Origin of the sequence: Brevundimonas aveniformis DSM 17977 (assembly GCF_000428765.1) — a bacterium.
Classification (GTDB): Bacteria; Pseudomonadota; Alphaproteobacteria; order Caulobacterales; family Caulobacteraceae; genus Brevundimonas; species Brevundimonas aveniformis.
Genome location: NZ_AUAO01000001.1, coordinates 281,644 through 301,037 on the forward strand (window position 1 = coordinate 281,644; position 19,394 = coordinate 301,037).

Annotated in this window: 15 protein-coding genes; 9 read left to right on the top strand and 6 right to left on the bottom strand. The window is 65.7% G+C overall.

The genetic code is table 11. The features are described 5' to 3' along the window. Window positions 1-29: 29 nt before the first annotated feature. Window positions 30-2,876, bottom strand: coding sequence for a M16 family metallopeptidase (locus G391_RS0101445; RefSeq protein WP_035303464.1), 2,847 nt, complete (start codon window positions 2,874-2,876; stop codon window positions 30-32). Window positions 2,877-3,009: 133 nt separating this feature from the next. On the opposite strand from G391_RS0101445, the gene G391_RS0101450 reads away from it, so the two are divergent. Together G391_RS0101450 and G391_RS0101455 are read left to right on the top strand one after the other, a co-directional pair. Further along, on the top strand, window positions 3,010-4,830 hold the full coding sequence (locus G391_RS0101450) for a DNA polymerase III subunit gamma/tau (RefSeq protein ID WP_029085933.1): 1,821 nt from the start codon (window positions 3,010-3,012) through the stop codon (window positions 4,828-4,830). 6 nt (window positions 4,831-4,836) lie between these two features. After that, entirely contained in the window at window positions 4,837-5,166 is a 330-nt protein-coding gene (locus G391_RS0101455; protein ID WP_029085934.1) for a YbaB/EbfC family nucleoid-associated protein, read from the top strand. On the opposite strand, the gene G391_RS0101460 is transcribed toward G391_RS0101455, so the two are convergent. Then, window positions 5,163-6,146, bottom strand: a complete 984-nt coding sequence (locus G391_RS0101460) for a 2-hydroxyacid dehydrogenase (protein WP_029085935.1) — start codon at window positions 6,144-6,146, stop codon at window positions 5,163-5,165. The two genes, G391_RS0101455 and G391_RS0101460, sit on opposite strands and share 4 nt — an antisense overlap. Here G391_RS0101460 and G391_RS15540 point away from each other — a divergent pair. The 4 genes from G391_RS15540 to G391_RS0101480 all read left to right on the top strand — a co-directional run bounded on the left by G391_RS15540 (window position 6,145) and on the right by G391_RS0101480 (window position 8,910). Continuing rightward, on the top strand, window positions 6,145-6,735 hold the full coding sequence (locus tag G391_RS15540) for an SH3 domain-containing protein (protein WP_051257040.1): 591 nt from the start codon (window positions 6,145-6,147) through the stop codon (window positions 6,733-6,735). The genes G391_RS0101460 and G391_RS15540 overlap by 2 nt on opposite strands. Before the next feature lie 66 nt (window positions 6,736-6,801). After that, window positions 6,802-7,335: a 3-hydroxyacyl-[acyl-carrier-protein] dehydratase FabA gene (gene fabA / locus G391_RS0101470; protein WP_029085936.1), complete on the top strand. Its 534-nt coding sequence runs from the start codon at window positions 6,802-6,804 to the stop codon at window positions 7,333-7,335. Window positions 7,336-7,344: 9 nt separating this feature from the next. After that, the gene (fabB, locus tag G391_RS0101475; RefSeq protein WP_029085937.1) at window positions 7,345-8,568 is read left to right on the top strand and encodes a beta-ketoacyl-ACP synthase I; all 1,224 of its coding nucleotides are present in this window, start codon (window positions 7,345-7,347) and stop codon (window positions 8,566-8,568) included. A 9-nt stretch (window positions 8,569-8,577) separates the two neighbouring features. Then, on the top strand, window positions 8,578-8,910 hold the full coding sequence (locus G391_RS0101480) for a PilZ domain-containing protein (protein WP_029085938.1): 333 nt from the start codon (window positions 8,578-8,580) through the stop codon (window positions 8,908-8,910). 4 nt (window positions 8,911-8,914) lie between these two features. Here the strand turns inward: G391_RS0101480 and G391_RS0101485 are convergent, their stop codons facing one another. Further along, on the bottom strand, window positions 8,915-11,047 hold the full coding sequence (locus tag G391_RS0101485) for a M13 family metallopeptidase (RefSeq protein WP_029085939.1): 2,133 nt from the start codon (window positions 11,045-11,047) through the stop codon (window positions 8,915-8,917). A gap of 153 nt (window positions 11,048-11,200) precedes the next feature. Here G391_RS0101485 and G391_RS0101490 point away from each other — a divergent pair, with 153 nt between their 5' ends. Further along, complete coding sequence (locus G391_RS0101490) at window positions 11,201-13,024, top strand: cation:proton antiporter domain-containing protein (RefSeq protein ID WP_029085940.1); 1,824 nt, start codon at window positions 11,201-11,203, stop codon at window positions 13,022-13,024. Here the strand turns inward: G391_RS0101490 and G391_RS13500 are convergent. Beyond that, a complete protein-coding gene (locus G391_RS13500) occupies window positions 13,021-13,539 on the bottom strand; it encodes a PH domain-containing protein (RefSeq protein WP_035303465.1) in 519 nt (172 codons plus the stop codon). The two genes, G391_RS0101490 and G391_RS13500, sit on opposite strands and share 4 nt — an antisense overlap. 58 nt (window positions 13,540-13,597) lie before the next feature. Further along, window positions 13,598-14,338, bottom strand: a complete 741-nt coding sequence (gene ubiG / locus G391_RS0101500; RefSeq protein ID WP_029085941.1) for a bifunctional 2-polyprenyl-6-hydroxyphenol methylase/3-demethylubiquinol 3-O-methyltransferase UbiG — start codon at window positions 14,336-14,338, stop codon at window positions 13,598-13,600. Window positions 14,339-14,407: 69 nt separating this feature from the next. On the opposite strand from ubiG, the gene G391_RS0101505 reads away from it, so the two are divergent. Further along, entirely contained in the window at window positions 14,408-15,661 is a 1,254-nt protein-coding gene (locus G391_RS0101505) for an aspartate kinase (RefSeq protein ID WP_029085942.1), read from the top strand. Here G391_RS0101505 and lysA read toward each other — a convergent pair. Further along, on the bottom strand, window positions 15,658-16,929 hold the full coding sequence (gene lysA / locus G391_RS0101510; protein WP_029085943.1) for a diaminopimelate decarboxylase: 1,272 nt from the start codon (window positions 16,927-16,929) through the stop codon (window positions 15,658-15,660). The two genes, G391_RS0101505 and lysA, sit on opposite strands and share 4 nt — an antisense overlap. A gap of 113 nt (window positions 16,930-17,042) precedes the next feature. On the opposite strand from lysA, the gene ptsP reads away from it, so the two are divergent. Then, window positions 17,043-19,307 carry a phosphoenolpyruvate--protein phosphotransferase gene (gene ptsP / locus G391_RS0101515; protein WP_029085944.1) on the top strand — a complete coding sequence of 755 codons (2,265 nt, stop codon included), beginning with the start codon at window positions 17,043-17,045 and terminating at the stop codon, window positions 19,305-19,307. Window positions 19,308-19,394 lie beyond the last annotated feature (87 nt).

A 19,394-nucleotide genomic window follows, 5' to 3' on the forward strand; every position in this document is an offset into this window, starting at 1 on the left:
GGGACTACCTTTGAGAGAGATCAGGGGACCTAAAGGCCCAGGTCGGAACGGTCGAAATCAAGTGCCTCATAGGGCACGCGGACGGCATTGGGCCAGTTGGGTTGAACAGCTTCCCAGAATTGGTCGGCGTTGCCGACAATGACGATGACCGCTTGGCTCGGGTCGATCCGGGCCGCGCTGATGCGGGCCACGTCCTGGGCGGTGACGGCATCGACGGCCCGTGGATAGTTGGACACCTCATCCAACGGCAACCCAAGCGCCGAGAAGCCGGCAAGCGCGGTCGTCAGGCCCGCCGTCGTCTCGATCTGGCGACCGAACGAACCGTTCAGGAAGTTGGTCCGGCGATCAATCGCGCCCTGGTCGGCCGGCGTGTCGATCAGACTGTCGAGTTGATCCAGCATGACACCGGTTGTTTCCGCCGCCGCTTCGTTTCGGGTCTGGGCCGTCAGGGTCAGGCGACCCGCTTCGCTCGCCTGGCTCAGGGACGAATAGGACCCATAGGACAAGCCGCGCCGCGCCCGCACCTCCTGGAACAGGCGTCCGTTGGACCCACCGCCCAGGACCGCATTGGCCAGGGCCATGGCATAATAGTCAGGGTCATCGCGCGGGACCGAGCGTAGCGAAATCTGGACAGCCGCCTGACCGGCGGCGGCCCCCATGTCGACCACAACCACCCGCGGCCCCGGATTGTCGCCCGTCAGAGGAGCCATGGCTGGGAGGGCGGCAGCGGGTGCTCGCCAGTCGCCGAACATCTCCTGCGCCAGGGCAAAGGCCGCCTCCGGCTCCATCGAGCCGCCGATCAGCAGCGTCGCATTGTCAGGACGCCACCAGGTCGAATGGAAACGGGCCAGTTGTTCGGCGGTAACCGCCCGCTGCTGGGCCTCGGTGGCCGAGCCCTCCCCATAGGTCGCCCCCCCGAACAGAAGTCGGGTGGAGACTTCAGCCGCAATGTTGCCTGGCTGGCGCATGGAGACCCGATAGCCGTCGATGGCCTCGGATCGATATTGCTCAAGCTCGCTGCCCGCAAAGGTCGGATTGCGCGCCACCGTCGCCATCAAGGCCGCAGCCTGCTCGGCGTTCACAGCCGGAGCCGATACCGAGAGGGTCTGGCGGTCCGCGCCGCCGCCGGCGCTGATCGAGCCGCCCAGCTGTTCGATCCGGGCCGCGATGGCGGTGGCAGACATGTCGCCGGCACCCCGCGTCAGCATCTCGGCCATATATTCATTGACCGCGCCGGGTCCACCCTCCGCTGCGTCGCCTCCCCGCACCATCAGCACCGAGGAGAACCACGGCTGGTCCCCGGCCCGCGCCACAATCACACGCAGACCGTTCGACAGAGTGCGCTCAGAGAACTGTGGTGGGGTCGGCGTGCGCTGCGCGATCGGGGCCGGCGGCGCAATCCGCTCCTCATCCGAGGCATGGGTGACGAGCGGGCGCTGATTGGCCGGCAAATCCAGCCCATATCGCCCCAAGGCCGGTGCCACAGGATCGGTCACGCCTTCCGGGCGCCGGCTTTCATCCAGGTAGCGGATCGACACACGCCGATCGTCGCGCAGCCAGGTGCGTGCGACACGCAGGACGTCGTCGGCCGTAACAGCCGCCACGGCAGCCAGATTTCGGTCGGCCCAGTCGGGATCGCCGGTGTCTGCGATCGACTGACCCAGGGCGAAGCCACGGCCCATTGCCGTCTGTCGGGACCGGAGGGCCTGGGCCAGGATTTCTGTGCGGGCCTCCGCCAGTTCTGCAGCCGTCACCCCGCCGGTCCTCAGCCGGTCGATCTCGGCCTGCAGGGCCGCCTCAGCCGCCTCGATGTCTGACTCGCTGGAGACGATGACCTGCGGGCCATAAAAACCGCCGTCCTCAAGCTGATAGTTGTAGGCCCCGGCCGACGAGGCGACGCCGCCCCGAACCAGGGCCTGATAGAAGCGCGAATTGTCGCCCTGGGTCAGGATGGCATCCATGACCTGAAGCGCCGCCGTATCCGGGTGATCGACCCGCGGGGCCGGATAGGACCAGACAATGGCCGGCAACGGCACATTGGGTGCATAGGCCGTCACCGAGCGCGGGCCGGTCCTCTCGGGCTCGGTGGCCTCAAAACGCGGAATCGGGCGGTCCGGCGCGGTGATCGGTCCGAAGTGCTCGTCGATCCAGGCATCCAGCTGGGCCTGGTCGAAATCGCCCGCCACGATCAGCGACGCGTTGTCGGGCCGATAATAGGCGTCATGGAAGGCCAGGACATCGTCAACCGTGGCCGCGTTGAGCTCCTCGATCGAGCCGATGCTCGGGCGATGATAGGGCAGGGCCACCCACGAATTCTCGATCATCACGAACCGCTGAAGCCGCCCGTAGGGCACGGCCAGAACGCGCTGGCGAAGCTCTTCCTGCACGATCGAACGCTCAGCCTCGAAGATCGACTGATCGACAACCAGCCGGTCCATGCGCTCGGCATGGGTCCACAGCATGGTCTCAAGGAAGTGCGACGGCACGACCTCGAAATAGTTGGTGAAATCCGGGCCGGTTGAGGCGTTCCGTGAACCGCCCACATCCTCGACCAGGGTGTTGATGTAGCCGCGCGGGATGTTGCGCGTCATGCGCGACAGGATGTGCTCGAACAGGTGGGCAAAACCTGAGCGACCGTTCGGGTCGTCCTTGGCACCGACATTGTACCAAACCTGAACGGAGACGGTCGGCGAAGAGCGGTCCTGAAGCGTATAGACCTGAAGGCCGTTGGCCAGGGTCCGGTGCTGATAGTCGAGGGCCGGCGCGGTCGGCGTCTGCGGCGGCGCCGTCATGGCGGCATCGACCGTCTGGGCCAGGGCCGGAGCCCCACCCAGGATCGTCGCCATGGCGGCAGACAGCATCAGGACACGCTTCATATCAGACCCCTCCCAGCATTCCGGCACGGACCCTAGACCTGTGACCCGTCGCTCGCCACTTACAGGGTCGTAATGTGGGGATAGCCGTGTCCGCCGTCTCGCATCCGGCGGTCGATGTGATTAAGTAGACATAATGGCCCCGCCCGATATCGATTCCGACCTGCCTGAAGAGGACCTCGACGCGCCTGAGCGCGACGAGAACACCTCCGACATGTTCGGGGGCGGCACCCCGGCGACCCAGGCGGAACCGGAGCCCGCCTCGCGCCCCGCGCCGGGCATGGCGAACGAGGTACCGGCCTATACGGTGCTGGCACGCAAGTATCGCCCGCGCACCTTTGAGGACCTGATCGGCCAGGAGGCCATGGTCCGCACCCTGACCAACGCCTTTTCGACGGGCCGGATCGCCCACGCCTTCATGCTGACCGGCGTGCGTGGGGTCGGCAAGACGACGACCGCCCGCCTGCTGGCGCGCGCCCTGAACTACGAAACCGACACGATGGATCGCCCCAGCGTCGACCTGACCGCCGATGGTCGCCACTGTGCCGGCATCATTGAGGGCCGGCACATGGACGTGCTGGAGCTCGACGCCGCCAGCCGGACCGGCGTGGACGACATGCGCGAGCTGCTGGATTCCGTCCGCTATGCGCCGGTCGAGGCCCGTTACAAGGTCTATGTGATCGACGAGGTCCACATGCTGTCCAAGGGCGCGTTCAACGCGCTTTTGAAGACGCTGGAGGAACCGCCGGCCCACGCAAAGTTCATTTTTGCGACCACGGAAATCCGCAAGGTGCCCGTCACCATCCTGTCGCGCTGTCAGCGGTTTGATCTGCGTCGCGTCGAGCCCGATGTCCTGTCGGCCCACCTGGAGAAGGTCGCAACCCAGGAAGGCTGTCTGGTCGAGTCCGAAGCCCTGGCTCTGATCGCGCGCGCCGCCGAAGGTTCGGTCCGCGACGGCCTGTCGCTGCTGGATCAGGCTCTGGTCCAGGCCGAGGCCGGCCAGACGGTCAAGGCCGAGACGGTACGCGACATGCTGGGCCTGGCGGATCGCGCCCAGACGATCGCCCTGTTCGAACTGATCATGTCGGCCCGCACGGCTGAAGCGATGGAGGCGTTCCGAACGCTGTACGGCTTCGGAGCCGACCCGGAGCAGATCATCGACGACCTGCTGGAACATTGTCATATGGCCTCGGTGGCCAAGACCCTGGGACCGGCGGCGACCCGCCTGCCCAACGATCAGGCCCAGAGAATGGCCGCGCTGGGGACCAATCTGTCGGCCGGCACCCTGGCGCGGGTCTGGCAGCTGCTGCTCAAGGCGCACGACGAGGTACGACGCGCGCCCGACCCGGCGGCTGCGGCCGAGATGGCGATCCTGAGGCTCGCCTATGCTTCGGACCTGCCTTCCCCCGAAGACATGGTGCGCCGCCTCCAGTCGGGTGACAGCCCGACCGCCCCCCCTCCCGGAAGCGGTGGACGTGCGGCAGCTAGCGGCGGCGGGGCGGTCGCCATGGCTCAGCCCAGGGCCGAAGCCACGCCCCTAGCCTCTCCCCAGACTTTCGACGAGACGGTTGCGCTGATCGAGAGCAAACGCGACGTCAAGCTGCTGATGGACGTGCGGCGCTTCGTCAAACTCGTGTCGTTCCAGCCGGGGCGCATCACCTTTGAGCCGGTCCCGGATTGCCCGCCGGATCTGACCCGCCGCCTGGTCGGTCGTCTGCGTGAATGGACCGGTCGGCCCTGGCTGGTCGCAACCGAGGGCGGCGGTGGCGGCGAGAGCCTGTACGAACAGGAGCGGCGCCGCCTCAATGACGAAAAGGCGGCGATCCAGTCCGACCCCTTCGTTCTGTCTGTCCTGGAATTCTTCCCGGGCGCAGAGCTGATCAATATTCGCAAACTGGCCAACACGCCGGTCGAGGCTCCGGTTCTCGGCGACGTCGAGCCCACCGAAGACGAGTAACAGACCATGAAAGATCTCAACGCCCTGATGCAGCAGGCTCAGGCCATGCAGGCGCGCATGCAGGAAGCCCAGGAAAAGATGGCGGCGACCTCGGCTGAGGGTTCGGCCGGCGGCGGTCTGGTCAGCGTAACCCTCAAGGGCCCGTCGGAAATGACGACCCTCCGCATCGACCCCTCGCTACTGGCGGACAATGATCCCGAGATCCTCGCGGACCTGATCATGGCCGCCCACGCCGATGCCAAGCGCAAGCTGGATGAAGCCAACAATGCCCTGATGCGCGAAGCCGCCGGGCCTATGGCCGGCATGAACATCCCGGGAATGCCCAAGCTGTTCTAGGCCATCGGTGGCAGCAGCCGATCGGGCGGGCGGTGGCCGTTCTCCAGCGTCTTGATATTGAGGATGACCCGCTCGCCCATGTCCTCGCGGCTCTCCTGGGTGGCCGAGGCCATGTGGGGCATCAACACGACCTCGGGTCGGTTGACCAGGCCGGGATTCACCGCCGGCTCGTGTTCATAGACATCCAGCCCCGCCCCCGCGAGCGCCCGGCGGTCCAGCGCCGCGACCAGGGCCGCCTCATCTACCACCTCACCACGGGCGGTATTGATCAGCACGGCATCGGGCTTCATCAGCGCCAGCCGCTCCGCTGACATCAGGTGATAGGTTTCCGGCGTCGCCGGGCAGTTCAGCGACACCACATCCATGCGCGGCAGCATGGCCTCCAGACTATCCCAGTAGGTCGCGCCCAATTCTTCTTCCAGCCCGACATTCAGCCGGTGGCGGTTATGATAATGGACCTGCATGCCAAAGGCCTTGGCCCGGCGCGCCAGGGCCTGGCCGATCCGGCCCATGCCGACGATCCCGAGCCTTGAGCCCCAAAGCCGGCGGCCCAGCATGGCCGTGGGCGTCCAGCCGGCAAAATCGCCCTGTGACATCAGGGCGGCCCCCTCGATCAGCCGCCGCCGCACCGCCAGGATCAGGGCCATGGCCATGTCGGCGGTGTCCTCGGCCAGGACACCCGGCGTATTGGAAACGATGATCTTGCGAGCCGCCGCCGCCGCAATGTCGATATGATCAACCCCGGCCCCGAAGTTGGCGATGAGCCTGAGTCTGTCTCCGGCCGCTTCGATCACCTCGGCATCGATCACATCTGTGATGGTCGGAACCAGCACGTCAGCGCGCGCGACCGCAGCCTTCAACTCGTCTTTACCCATCGCATGATCATCGAGGTTAAGCTCGGCGTCGAACAGCTCGCGCATCCGCGTTTCGACGGAATCGGGCAGACGGCGGGTAAGAATGACTTTGAGGCGTGCGGACATGGTGATTCCGGAACTGCGGACCCTTCCCTATCCCATGGCGGGCCGAGCGATCAAAGCCGCAGCCTGCGGCCTGTTACTGATGACGGTGCCCGCCTGTGGAACCCAGAACGAGGAAAAGGCCGACACACCGTCGGGCTATCCGGTGCCGCGCTGGGTGTCGGTGCGCGGCGCCCCGGCCTCCATGCGAACCGGACCGGGTCTGGACTATCCCATTCTGTGGCAGTTCGAACGCTCGGGGGCCCCGCTACAGGTCGTCACTGAGACAGAGGAATGGCGAAAGGTCTGCGGCCCCAACGGCTCCATGGCCTGGATCCATCGCAGCCTGACGACGGGACGGCGCCGGGTGATCGCCGAGACAGCCACGGAAATGCATGCCCAGCCGCAGGCCGGATCAGAAGTGCGAGCCCAGTTGGCCGCAGGGGCGATGGTCAGTCTGGAGAGCTGTGACCGGGGATGGTGCGAGCTGCGCTCAGGCGACATTCGCGGGTGGGCCCCGCAGGCTTCGCTATTCGGAACCGCCGACGCCCCTCTATGCGATCCACGCCAGCCGGCAACACGCGGGAACCTGGAGCTTGATGCTGGCGGTTGAGGCGGCTCGCCCGGTCGTGTAACCGGAGCCGAACGGTCGGCGATCAGTCCGCCGATGGGAGCCTCCATGAGCCAATACCCCAACACCTTTGACTACGACGCCCTGCTGGCCTCTGGCCGCGGCGAACTGTTCGGTCCGGGCAATCCCCAGCTTCCGGCCCCGCCGATGCTGATGATGGATCGCGTCGTCCGCATCGAAGGCGAAGGTTCGGGAGCCCACGGCAAGGGCTATGTCGAGGCTGAACTGGATATCCACCCAGACCTCTGGTTCTTCCAGTGCCACTTTATCGGTGATCCGGTCATGCCCGGATGTCTGGGCCTGGATGCCATGTGGCAGCTGGTCGGCTTTTTCCTCGGCTGGTCGGGCGGCCAGGGCCGCGGTCGCGCGCTCGGTGTGGGCGAAGTGAAATTTACCGGCCAGGTCACGCCTGACATCAAGAAGGTGGTCTACAAGATCGACCTCAAGCGCGTGATTAATCGACGGCTGGTCATGGGCATTGCCGATGGCGTGCTCGAGGCTGACGGCCAGGTCATCTACACCTGCAATGATATGCGTGTCGGCCTGTTCGGTGCCAATGCGTCCTCTGCGGATCAGGCGTAGGAGAACCAGATGCGGCGCGTTGTTGTTACTGGCCTGGGTATTGTTTCCTCCCTCGGCGATGGGGCCGATGCGGTCGCCCAGTCCCTAAAATCTGCCCGCTCGGGCATCGTTTCGTCGCCTGAGTTCATCGAGCACGGTTTCCGATCCCAGGTCTGGGCTCCGCCGGCGATCGGTGACTGGACCGAGCGGGTCGACCGTCGGGCTTCGCGCTTTCTGGCCGCCGGCACCGCCTGGGCCCACATCGCGTTCGAAGAGGCGCTGAAGGACAGTGGCCTGAGCCCCGACGAGATCAAGAACGAGCGAATCGGCCTGATCGTCGGGGAAGGCGGTCCGTCCACCCAGGTCATCATCGAGGCGGCCCAGACGACCCTTGAAAAGGGATCACCCAAGCGCGTCGGCCCGTTTGCGGTGCCCAAGGCCATGGCGTCCGGCCCCTCGGCGGTGCTGGCCACCTGGTTCGAGCTGAAGGGGATCAACTATTCGATCTCGTCGGCCTGTGCGACCAGCGCCCATTGCATCGGGGCGGCGGCCGAGCAGATCCAGTGGGGCAAGCAGGACGTCGTGTTCGCCGGCGGTTGCGAAGACCTGTCGTGGTCGATGTCGAACCTGTTTGATGCCATGGGGGCCATGTCGTCCAACTTCAACGACACCCCGGCGGTGGCCAGCCGCGCCTATGACGTCAACCGTGACGGGTTCGTCATCGCCGGCGGGGCCGGCATCGTGGTGCTGGAAGAATACGAGCGCGCCAAGGCGCGTGGCGCCACCATCTATGCCGAGGTCGTCGGCTATGGTGCCAACTCAGACGGGTTCGACATGGTCGCCCCGTCCGGTGAAGGTGCCGAGCGTTGCATGAAGATGGCCATGGCCGAGGCCGGGGGCCGCAAGATCGATTATCTCAACCCGCACGGCACCTCGACGCCGGTTGGCGACCAACGTGAGATGGCGGCAGTCCGCAACGTCTTCGGTGGCGCGATGCCGATGATCTCCTCGACCAAGAGCCTCTCGGGCCATTCGCTCGGAGCCGCCGGGGTTCAGGAAGCCATCTACAGCCTGTTGATGCTCAAGCACGGCTTTGCCGCCGAGAGCGCCCATATCGAAACACTCGACCCCGAGTTCGAGGGCATGCCGATCCTGCGTCAGCGTCACGACGGCGAACTGACCACGGTGATGTCGAATTCGTTCGGGTTCGGGGGCACCAACGCCACCTTGATCCTGTCCAAAGACAGCCTCTAGGGCCCCTGCGTGTTCGGAAATTCGAACCAGGACCGCCGGTCTGAAATCCGCAGGCCGGCCAATCGACGTGCCCTTCTGGTCGGTGCGGCGCTCGAGGTGCCGTGTCGGATCACCGATGAATCCAAGGGCGGGCTAAAGCTCACATTGGATCGGGGCATCGAGATGCCCGGACGCGTCATCGTCGTCGAGGTCAAGGAGGCGCTGGCCGTCGACATCGACATTCGCTGGACCCGTGGTCGCGAGGCCGGAGGTCGCCGGATCAGCGAAACCAGCCTGCGCGGACTGGTGCCCCAGCGGCTGGCTGCCGCCCGCGACGCCTGGCAGCGTGCGGGCGGCCACTAGAGGGCTACCAGAGCCGGACCCGATCCTGCGGCGCGAGGTAGTAGGCACTGCCGGGCATCACCCCGAAGGCCTCGTACCAGGCATCAACATTGCGAAGCGGCCCGATCACCCGGAACTGCGGCGGGCTGTGCGGATCGGTCGCGATCATCTGTTGCATTCGGGCTTCGCGATAGGCCGCGCGCCAGACTTGGGCCCAGCCGTAGAAGACCCGCTGATCGCCGGTCGTACCGTCGATGACGGGAGCCGCCTGGCCGTCCAGGGACAGATGGAAGGCCTCCAGCGCCAGGGTCACCCCGGCCAGGTCACCGATATTCTCACCCATGGTCAGGCCGCCCTGAACATGGAAGCCCGGCAGAGCTTCGTAGGAGTCGTACTGGGCACCCAGCCGGTCGGTCTGGGCGACGAAACGGGCCTCGTCGTCGGGGGTCCACCATTCGCGCAGGGCCCCGGTGCCGTCAGACTTGCGGCCCTGATCATCGAAGCCGTGGCCGATCTCGTGGCCGATGACGCCACCGATCCCGCCATAGTTCACCGCCGGATCGGCGTCGGGATCAAAGAAGGGCGGCTGAAGGATGGCGGCCGGGAAGACGATCTCGTTCTTGGTCGGTGAATAGTAGGCGTTCACCGTCTGGGGGGTCATGCCCCACTCGTCATTGTCGACCGGGCCACCCAGGCGACCGAGGCGGAAGTCCCACTCGAAGGCGCGCGAGCGCATCTGATTGCCGACGACGTCATCGGCCATCACCACCAGGCCCGAATAGTCGCGCCACTGATCGGGATAGCCGATCTTGACGTTGAAGAGTTCGAGCTTGGTCAGGGCCTCGGCCCGTGTCTCGGGGCTCATCCAGTCCAGGGTTGCGATCCGGGCGGCCATGGCGGCGCGCAGATTGGCCACCAGCTCCTCCATCTGGGCGCGGCTTTCCGGCGGGAACCAGCGTTCGACATAGAGCCGGCCGAGCGGCTGGCCCATCACGCCTTCGGCAAAGGCGACGCCGCGGCGTTCGCGGCTGCGTTGCTCCGGCTGGCCGCCCAGTTCGCGCAGGCGGAAGCCGTAGTTGGCATCGACAAACCGCTGCGACAGCAGGGGCGCTGCCTGATCGGCGATGGCGAAGGCCTGCCACGCCTGAAGGGTGCCCACCGGCGTTTCAGCAAAGGCCTGGGCCATGGCCGGAAGGGCCGTGTTCTGAATCGCGATATAGCGGTCGTGGTCCCCGAACCCGGCAGCCCCAAGGAAGGCGGCCCAGTCCATGCCGGGCGCGGCGGCCTGAAGTTCGGCCACGCTCATCGGATTGTAGGTCAGGTCGCGGTTGCGGCTCTGCGTGGGCGTCCAGTGCGCCTGGGCCAGACGCGTCTCGAAGGCCACAACCGCATCCGCCGCCGTCGAGGCATCGGCCCAGCCGATCATCGTCAGCATCTGTTCGACATAGACCCGGTATGCCGCCAGCTTGTCGGCGAAGCGCGCCTCCAGATAGTAGTCGCGGTTCGGCAGTCCCAGGCCACCCTGGGCCAGATAGGCCTCATAGACCTCGGGGTTGCGCGCATCGTCATTGACGAAGCTGCCGAACAGCGAGCGCCCATAGCCCCGCATGCTCTGACCCATCAGGGCCGCCATGGCCGCGTGGTCGCTCGTCGCACGCACCGTCGCCAGCATCGGTTGGATCGGCTGGTCATCGAGCTGTTCGATGCGTTCCACATCCATGAACCCGTCGTACAGGGCGGCGATCTTGGCCTCGTCAGAGGCCGGGTCGAGGCCCGTCTCCTGTGAGATGTCTTCCACCAGCGTGCGCATGCGGTTCTCGGACAGCTCGGCCAGCATGTCGAAGGCCCCGTAGCGCGTCCGATCCGCCGGGATTTCCAGCGCGTCCACGAACAAACCATTGGCGTATCGGTAGAAGTCGTCACCCGGGTTTACCGAGGTGTCGCGCCCGGCCATGTCAAAGCCCCAGGTTCCGAAGCTCGGAGCCTCTGTTCCCTGGATCAATCCCGTCGACTGGGTCGTGGCCGATCCATCGCGACCAACAATCGACACCAGGGTGCACTGTTCGTCCAGACAGGGGTGATCGTCCTGCTGGGCCTGGGCTGGGCCGGCAAGAAGCACCGTCAGAGCACTGGCGGCGAGAAGGGCGGATCTGGTCAAGGAAAACCTCCTGAGGGTCACGGCGGGATCACGCCAATCGTCAGTGGACCGGGAGACTTAGCGGCTGACGACGGCTTCGCCCCCTTAAATTAAGTTCATCGTGCATGGGCCCGACCCTTCCATCAGGCCTGACCCGTCCCCTATGGTTACGCCATGACCCACGGACCGGCACCAACTGAATACAAGGACATCTTCGTTTTCCTGGCTGCCGCCGGTGTTCTGGTTCCCCTGTTCAATCGCTTGAAGGTCAGCCCGGTTCTGGGCTTCTTGGCCGCCGGCGTGCTGTTGGGGCCCGATGGTCTGGGCCGCCTGGCCGGCACGTTTGAGTGGGTCGATATTCTGACCATCTCGGATCGGAGCCAGATCGCCGTCCTGGCCGAGCTGGGCGTGGTGTTTCTGATGTTCACCATCGGCTTGGAGCTGAGTTGGGAACGCCTGAAGTCGATGCGCCGGCTGGTCTTCGGCATGGGCATGGCACAGATTCTGGTCTGTGCGGCCCTGTTGGGGGTGCTGTTCTATCTGATGGGGCGCGGAGTCGGCGGAGCCCTGGTGCTCGGCTTTGCCCTGGCTCTCTCGTCAACTGCGGTGGTCATGCCCGTCATGGCCGAACGCGGGCGGCTGTCGACGACGGCGGGGCGGTCGACATTTTCGGTTCTGCTGGCCCAGGATCTGGCGGTTGCGCCGATCCTGATCATGGTGGCCGTCCTCGGCTCAGGCGTGGGCGATGACGGTCTGAGCCCCGCGGCCATCGGACAGGCGGTGGCCAGCCTCCTGCCGTCTGTCGTCGGCGTCGGCCTCCTGGTCGTTCTGGGTCGGGTGGGCTTGCGTCCGATGTTCCGGTCCGTGGCCCGGGCCAAGAACACCGAGATGTTCCTGGCCACCTGTCTGTTCGTGGTGCTGGGAACGGTGTTCCTGGCTCAGTTCACGGGCCTGTCGCCCGCCGTCGGGGCCCTGGTCGCCGGTCTGCTGATCGCCGAAACCGAGTTTCGTCGCGAGGTCGAGGTCACCATCGAGCCCTTCAAGGGACTGTTGCTTGGCGTCTTCTTCGTGTCGGTCGGGGTCGGCCTGGACCTCGATGCGGTCGCGGTTGCGCCTGTGACCATCTTTTCCATTGCGGCCCTGCTGATCCTGATCAAGGCCGTGGCGATCTTTGGTGTGGCGCGCGCCTTCAAGGTACCGCCGGGCGCGGCACTGGAAACCGCCCTGGTGCTCGGCCCCGCCGGAGAGTTTGCCTTCGTCATCCTGAACGAGGCCATCGGCTACGGGGTGGTCGGACGTGATTTCGCGCAAGGGGTCCTGTTGTCGGCGACCCTCAGCCTGTTTGCCGTCCCCATCCTGGCAGCCCTCGCACCGCGTATCGACAGGCGCATCCGGCCCAAGATCGAAATCTCCGACACGCCGAATCCCGATCTGGAAGACGCCCCACAGGACACCACAGCGGTCATCATCGTCGGCTACGGTCGGGTCGGTCAGTTGATCGGTGAGCTCCTGAGTGAACACGACATTGGCTATCTGGCGGTCGACGCCGACCCTTCTCTGGTTTCCAAGGCCCGACTGGACGGCATGCCGGTCTGGTACGGCGATGCGGGCCGGCCTGACCTGCTTGAGAAACTGGGTCTGGGACATGCCAAGGCGGTGATCGTGACGATGGATGCCCCGGGCAAGGTCGATGAAGTCTGCCGCGCGGTGCGTCATCTGCGCTCGGACGTGGTGCTGGTGGCGCGCGCGCGCGATGAGAAACATGCCGCCCGCCTCTACAAACTGGGCGTGACCGATGCGGTGCCGGAAACGACCGAAGCCAGCCTGCAACTGGCCGAGAATGCCCTGGTCGATCTGGGCGTGCCTATGGGGATGGTTCTGGCCTCGATCCACCAGAAGCGCGAGGATTTCCGTAAGATATTCCAGGCCTCGATGCCGGAAGGAAACAAGCGTCCCACCCGCGCGCTCAGAGGGCGGCTGGGTACGCCCCAGCGTTAATCCGGCGGACTGTGGCGCTCATCTTCGAGCGCGCCTTTGGCATTCAGCATCGTCCGTTTGAAGCCGAGCGGGTCATCAATCATGTGCAGCTGGTTCACGCCCTGATCGGACGCGGTCATGATCTCGATTTCCCCGTACCCAAAGAGACGACCGAGCAGGGACTGTTCGGTTTTGACGTCATTTAGCTTGTCGAGGATCGAGTCCGACACTTCCTTGTTGAGGACGCCCTGCATCTGGATCACGCGGTGATTGGTGATGACGCTCATCTGGTTTGACCAGACCTGATATTCCCAGATCCAGAATCCCAGAGGCACCAGCGCCAACGGGGCCACCCAGCCCCAGTAGGGCGAGCCGGCGATACGCAGCCAGATGACGCCGATCACGACGGCGGAAAACAGCACAATCCAGAGGATGGTCTTGGCCATCAGGACCAGCCAGTGCGGGCGCGCAATCAGCAGCACCCGCTCGTCCTGACCGAGGACCTGAGCCAGATAGCCCGAGGGATGATAGGTCATGGCAGCCCCCTTCGCCGGCGACACTATCCTATCGCCGGGCGACTGCAACGGCCGAGGGTCAGAGGGGGGTGACGATCATCATATAGTTGATCGAGGCGTCCTGGCTTTCTCGCCACTGACCCGACAGGGGGTTGTAGGTCACGCCGAACGGGCCATCGACGGCCAGCGGCTCGCCGTCGGCGAAGCTGCGGATTTCCTCCGGCGTCAGGAACTTGTTCCAATCGTGCGTTCCCGCCGGCACCCAGCGCAGGACATATTCGGCCCCGACCTTGGCCAGGGCGAGCGATCTGAGGGTTCGGTTCAGGGTGGCGACAATCATCATCCCGCCCGGCGCAACCAGCCGCGCCGTATCGAGCAGGAAGCGGCGGGGATCGGCCACATGCTCAATGACTTCCATGTTGAGGACGACATCGAACCGGCGGTCCTGTTCCAGCAAGGCCTCGGCCGTTGAGGCCCGATAGTCGATGTTCAGCCCTTGTGCTTCGGCATGGGCGCCGGCGGCCCCGATATTCTGTTCCGACGCATCCACGCCGGTCACCTCGAACCCCAGCCGGGTCATAGGTTCAGACAGAAGCCCGCCGCCGCAACCGATATCCAGCAGCTTCAACCCCGAGAACGGGCGCGCCTGGCGTATCTCGCGCCCGAAATGGACCGCGACCCGATCCCGGATGAAGCCCAGCCTGACGGGATTGAACCGGTGCAGGGGCGCGAAGGGTCCGGTCGCGTCCCACCAGCGGTCCGCCAGGGCCGAAAATCGGGCAACCTCGTCTGGATCGATGCTGGAATGTACCTGAGCCATTGCGCGCGGGTGATGGACGCCCTATCGCCCCAAGGCAAGCAGTTTGAACCCCGGAATGGAAAGGCGGTCATGTCGCGACTGGTGATGAAGTTCGGCGGGACCTCGATGGCCGACCTCGAACGCATCCGAAAGTCGGCCGCCATCGTGGCCGCCGAGGCCGCAGCCGGTCGCCATGTGGCCGTTGTCGTCTCGGCCATGGCCGGCCAGACGAACCAGCTGGTGACGTGGACCGACCTTGTCGGCCCCGCCGCCGCCGGGGTTCCCGCCAGCGATGATGAGTACGATGTCGTCGTCACCGCCGGTGAACAGATCACCGCCGGCCTGATGGCCATGACCCTGCGTAACATGGGCCTGAACGCCCGTTCCTGGCTGGGGTGGCAGTTGCCGGTCCGCACCGACGATGCCCACGGCAAGGCCCGGATCGCCGACATCGACGGCCTGGCGCTGGGGCAGTCGATGGATTCCGGCGTTGTCGCGGTGATCCCGGGCTTCCAGGGCGTGACCGAAGACGACCGGGTGACGGCGCTGGGTCGCGGCGGGTCGGACACCTCTGCCGTCGCGGTCGCCGCAGCACTGGGATGCCCGTGTGACATCTACACCGATGTCGATGGCGTCTATACGACCGATCCGCGCATCGAGGCCCGTGCGCGGCGCCTGGAGCGCGTATCCTATGAGGAGATGCTCGAGCTGGCGTCGCTGGGGGCCAAGGTCCTGCAAACCCGCTCCGTCGAACTGGCCATGGCCTACAAGGTGCCCGTCCGGGTGCTGTCGAGTTTTGTCGATCCCGAAACCGGCCGGGGCGTCGGCGGTACCGTGATCTGTGAAGAGGATGAGATCTTGGAAAAGCGGATTGTCTCCGGTGTCGCCATGAGCCGCGACGAGGCGCGCGTCACCCTTCTGGGCCTGCCGGATCGGGCTGATGTCACCGCCACCGTCTTTGCCCGCCTGGCCGAGGCGAACATCAATGTCGACATGATCGTCCAGTCCGAGACGCGCAGCGCCGATTTGACTAATCTGGTCTTTACGGTCGGTCGCCGCGACGCCCGCGCCGCTGCCGAGCTGATGGAAGCCATCCGCAGCGAAATCAGTTTCGAGGAATGCCGCGTCGATGAGGACGTGGCCAAGGTTTCGGTGGTCGGGGTCGGGATGCGGAGCCACGCCGGCGTGGCCGAAACGATGTTCCGGGCGCTGGCCGACAAGGGGATCAAGATGCTCGCCATCTCGACCTCGGAGATCAAGATCAGCGTGCTGATCGACGCGGCCTATACCGAACTGGCCGTGCGTGCCTTGCACGCGGCCTACGGGCTGGCAGAACCGGCTTAAATCCAGTCCGGCCTCACCTCGCGGGCCAGGACCTCCTCCAGACGGGGACGCGGGCGCACCAACGCCCACCGCTCGCCGTCGACCAGCACCTCTGCAGCGGGCAGTCGGCTGTTGTATTCACTGGCCATCGACGCCGCATAGGCACCGGCCCCACCAAAGGCGACGAGATCACCCGCCTGAAGCGGCGGCATGAGCCGACCCCGTGCAAACGTGTCCCCCGTCTCGCAAACGGGGCCGACCACATCATAGGCCACGGGCGCGCCCGATCTTGGATTGATGGCCGCCAGATCATGCCAGGCGTCATAGAGGGCTGGGCGCACCAGATCATTCATCCCGGCATCCAGCACCAGAAAGGTGGGTCCGTCCTGGCGGGCGTTGACGTGGATGACCCGCGAAATCAGGACGCCGGCCTCCGCCACAATGGATCGCCCGGGCTCGACCGCCAGCTTGACCACCAGATCACCGACGGTCCGGCGGGCCAGGTCGGCCAGATCCGCCGGGGTGGCCCCCGCCCCGGCCCCCGCATAGTCCACGCCCAACCCCCCGCCCAGATCGAGGCGATCCACCGACAGGCCTTCGGCGCGCAGCGCCAGGGTCATCTGCCGAAGTCGCCTCCAGGCGTCGCCGAACGGGTCCACCTGGCGGATCTGGCTGCCGATGTGGCAGGCCAGGCCCACCGGCCGAACAGCTCCCTCGTCTTGCGCCCGCCGGTAGAGGGCCATGGCCTCCTCGACGGGAACGCCGAACTTGTCGCCCGACTTGCCGGTGGCGATCTTGGCGTGACCGCCTGCCGACACGTCGGGATTGACCCGAATAACGACGGTGGGACGCACATCGCGCGCGCGCGCCAGGGCGGTCAGCCGTTCGTACTCCGGTGTCGATTCCACATTGAGCTGGAGCCCCGGCAGGGTGAGGGCATAGGCCAGTTCAGCATCGGTCTTGCCCATCCCGGAGAAGATGATCCGATCCGAAGAAATGCCGGCTTCGAGCGCGCGGTGGATCTCACCCTCGGAGACGGTATCGGCACCGGCTCCCGCCGTGGCCAGCACACTCAGAACCGAGAGGTTTCCGTTCGCCTTCACCGCATAGGCGACCAGACAGTCCATGCCGGCGAAGGCCACCATATAACGGTCCAGCCGGTGACGCAGCGCCGCGACGGAATAGACATAGGCGGGCGTTCCCACGGCCTCGGCAAGCGTCGTCAGCGAGACGCCTTCGGCGTGAAGGCTCCCCTCGCGGTAGGCGAAATCGTCGGAAGGCAGGGTCATGTCGCCGCTACATAGACGGTTCGCCCGTTCGTGGGAGCAATTTGTCGCCATCTGCATTGGCGACGGAGCCAAGGTCGCTTAGGCAGGGGCATCGCTCCGACGAAAGGGAGGCCGTGCCGAAATCACAGACACCTGCGTTTGGCTCCGGCCCGCGCGTTCTGCTCAGGCAGATCCGCGAGGTCATGGCGTCCGACGCGCCGGTTCAGGCGCGGCTGGATCAGGTTGTCAAATCCATCGCCCGGCTGATGGTGACCGAGGTCTGCTCCGTCTATCTGCTTCGCAGTACCGGCGAGATGGAGCTGTTCGCAACCCAGGGGCTGAACCCCGAAGCCGTGCACAGGACCCGGCTCAGGGAGGGCGAGGGTCTGGTCGGTGAAGTGGTGCGGACCGCCGCCCCCATCGCCCTTTCGGACGCCCCGGCGCATGCCAGCTTCTCGTATCGACCCGAGACAGGCGAAGATCCCTATAGTGCCTTCCTCGGCGTGCCCTTGCTGCGAGGCGGCCGTGTGGTCGGCGTTCTGGTCGTGCAGAACCAGACGTCGCGCGTCTATGCCGAGGATGAGGTCGAGGACCTCCAGACCATTGCCATGGTGCTGGCCGAGGTCGTGGCCGGGATCGAGGCCGCCATCGACACCCTGGGCGAGGTCGAGGTTTCACCGCACCGTCCCGAACGCCTCAAGGGTCAGCGATTCGCAGACGGCCTGGCCATAGGTCGGGCCGTGATGCACGACCCGCCTATCGCCATTGCCCACATCGTCGCCGATGATCCGGTGGCCGAAGAGGAGCGCCTGGAGGACGGGCTGCTGCGGCTGCGGGCCCAGATCGACAATCTGCTGTCGGTCAGCCACCTGTCCGGACCGTCCATCGAGGTTCTCGAGACGTATCGGATGTTCGCCGATGACCGGGGCTGGGTCCGGTCCCTGGAAGAGGCGGTGCGTGGCGGCCTGTCTGCCGAGGCAGCGGTTGATCGGGCCAGAACCCAGCACCGCGCCCGTTTTGCCGCTGCCAAGGACCCCTATATCCGCGAGCGGCTGCATGATCTGGAAGACCTGGCCAACCGGCTACTGAGAGTCCTGGCGGGGGAAGTCACAACCCACCGCGCCCTGCCCGAAGATGCCGTCCTGGTGGCGCGCAATCTGGGTCCGGCCGATCTGCTGGAATATCCCGCCGGCTCGCTGAAGGGGCTTCTGCTCGAAGAGGGTTCCGCCGCCAGCCATGCAGCTCTGGTTGCCCGCGCCCTGGAGATTCCATGTGTCGGGCGATTGTCGGGGGTGCGCGATCATCTGTCGGAAGGCGACATTGTTATCGTCGACGGGGAGACGTCTGAGGCGCATTTGCGCCCCCGCCCCGATGTTATTGAGGCCGCCCGATCGCGGCTTCTCGTTCGCGAGACATTGCGGGCCGACATCGCCGGCCTGCGCGACAAACCCGCCGTAACGCGTGACGGAACGCGGATCACCCTTTTGACCAATGCCGGTTTGATTTCTGACCTGGCCGCACTCGATGCCACTGGGGCCGACGGGATTGGCCTGTTCCGTACCGAGTTCCAGTTCATGGTTCAGGATCGGCTGCCGGGTCTGGAGGCCCAGGCGGATCTCTACAGCCAGATCCTGGATGCCGCCGACAATCGGCCGGTCACCTTCCGAACCCTCGATATCGGCGGGGACAAGGTGGTGTCCTTCCTGCAGGAGGGGCGCGAGGAGAACCCGGCCCTCGGACGTCGATCCATCCGCCTTGGCCTGGACCGCCCCCCGCTGCTCCGCCTGCAGATCCGCGCCCTGTTGCGGGGTGCGCGTGGGCGGGAACTGAGGGTGATGTTTCCTCTGATCGCCAGCATCGACGAATTCACCCAGGCCAAGGGTCTGGTGGACGCCGAATGCGACTGGGCGCGCCGCCGCGGCTGGGCTCTGCCGTCAATGCTGCGGATCGGCGCGATGATCGAGGCCCCGGCCTTGCTTTGGCATCTCGACGCCCTGCTGCCACAGACAGACTTCGTCTCGGTCGGCACCAATGACCTGATGCAGTACATGTTCGCCGCAGACCGCACCAATCCGACTGTGGCGGATCGTTACGACACCCTGTCGCCGCCATTCCTCAGTGCCCTGGCCCGGATCCAGGAAGCCTGCGCGGCATCAGGCACGCCAGTGTCCGTTTGCGGCGAGATGGCGGGCCGTCCGCTTGAGGCGTTTGCCCTGGTTGCCCTGGGTTATCAGCGACTTTCCGCCCCAGCTGCCGGCGTCGGCCTGGTCCGGCGCATGATCCTGTCCCTCGATCTGGAAAAGGCGCGCAAGCTGTTCCTGCCGCTATTGGGCCGGACCAGTGGCTCGGTACGCGGCGAAGTCGAATCCCTGGCCCGAAAATTGAATCTCGCCCTGTGAGGCGTCCCGGGGCGAAACAAGTGTCGCCATCCCGCCGGATTGGTTAAGAAAACCTTGATTTTTGGACCGTCATGGCCTATGCAGCTA

What these genes read in the sequence shown, in the direction of transcription:
- G391_RS0101445 (WP_035303464.1), bottom strand. Translation starts at nt 2,876, where the DNA reads ATGAAGCGTGTCCTGATGCTGTCTGCCGCCATGGCGACGATCCTGGGT.
- G391_RS0101450 (WP_029085933.1), top strand. Translation starts at nt 3,010, where the DNA reads ATGGCCCCGCCCGATATCGATTCCGACCTGCCTGAAGAGGACCTCGAC.
- G391_RS0101455 (WP_029085934.1), top strand. Translation starts at nt 4,837, where the DNA reads ATGAAAGATCTCAACGCCCTGATGCAGCAGGCTCAGGCCATGCAGGCG.
- G391_RS15540 (WP_051257040.1), top strand. Translation starts at nt 6,145, where the DNA reads ATGGTGATTCCGGAACTGCGGACCCTTCCCTATCCCATGGCGGGCCGA.
- G391_RS0101460 (WP_029085935.1), bottom strand. Translation starts at nt 6,146, where the DNA reads ATGTCCGCACGCCTCAAAGTCATTCTTACCCGCCGTCTGCCCGATTCC.
- fabA (WP_029085936.1), top strand. Translation starts at nt 6,802, where the DNA reads ATGAGCCAATACCCCAACACCTTTGACTACGACGCCCTGCTGGCCTCT.
- fabB (WP_029085937.1), top strand. Translation starts at nt 7,345, where the DNA reads ATGCGGCGCGTTGTTGTTACTGGCCTGGGTATTGTTTCCTCCCTCGGC.
- G391_RS0101490 (WP_029085940.1), top strand. Translation starts at nt 11,201, where the DNA reads ATGACCCACGGACCGGCACCAACTGAATACAAGGACATCTTCGTTTTC.
- G391_RS13500 (WP_035303465.1), bottom strand. Translation starts at nt 13,539, where the DNA reads ATGACCTATCATCCCTCGGGCTATCTGGCTCAGGTCCTCGGTCAGGAC.
- ubiG (WP_029085941.1), bottom strand. Translation starts at nt 14,338, where the DNA reads ATGGCTCAGGTACATTCCAGCATCGATCCAGACGAGGTTGCCCGATTT.
- G391_RS0101505 (WP_029085942.1), top strand. Translation starts at nt 14,408, where the DNA reads ATGTCGCGACTGGTGATGAAGTTCGGCGGGACCTCGATGGCCGACCTC.
- lysA (WP_029085943.1), bottom strand. Translation starts at nt 16,929, where the DNA reads ATGACCCTGCCTTCCGACGATTTCGCCTACCGCGAGGGGAGCCTTCAC.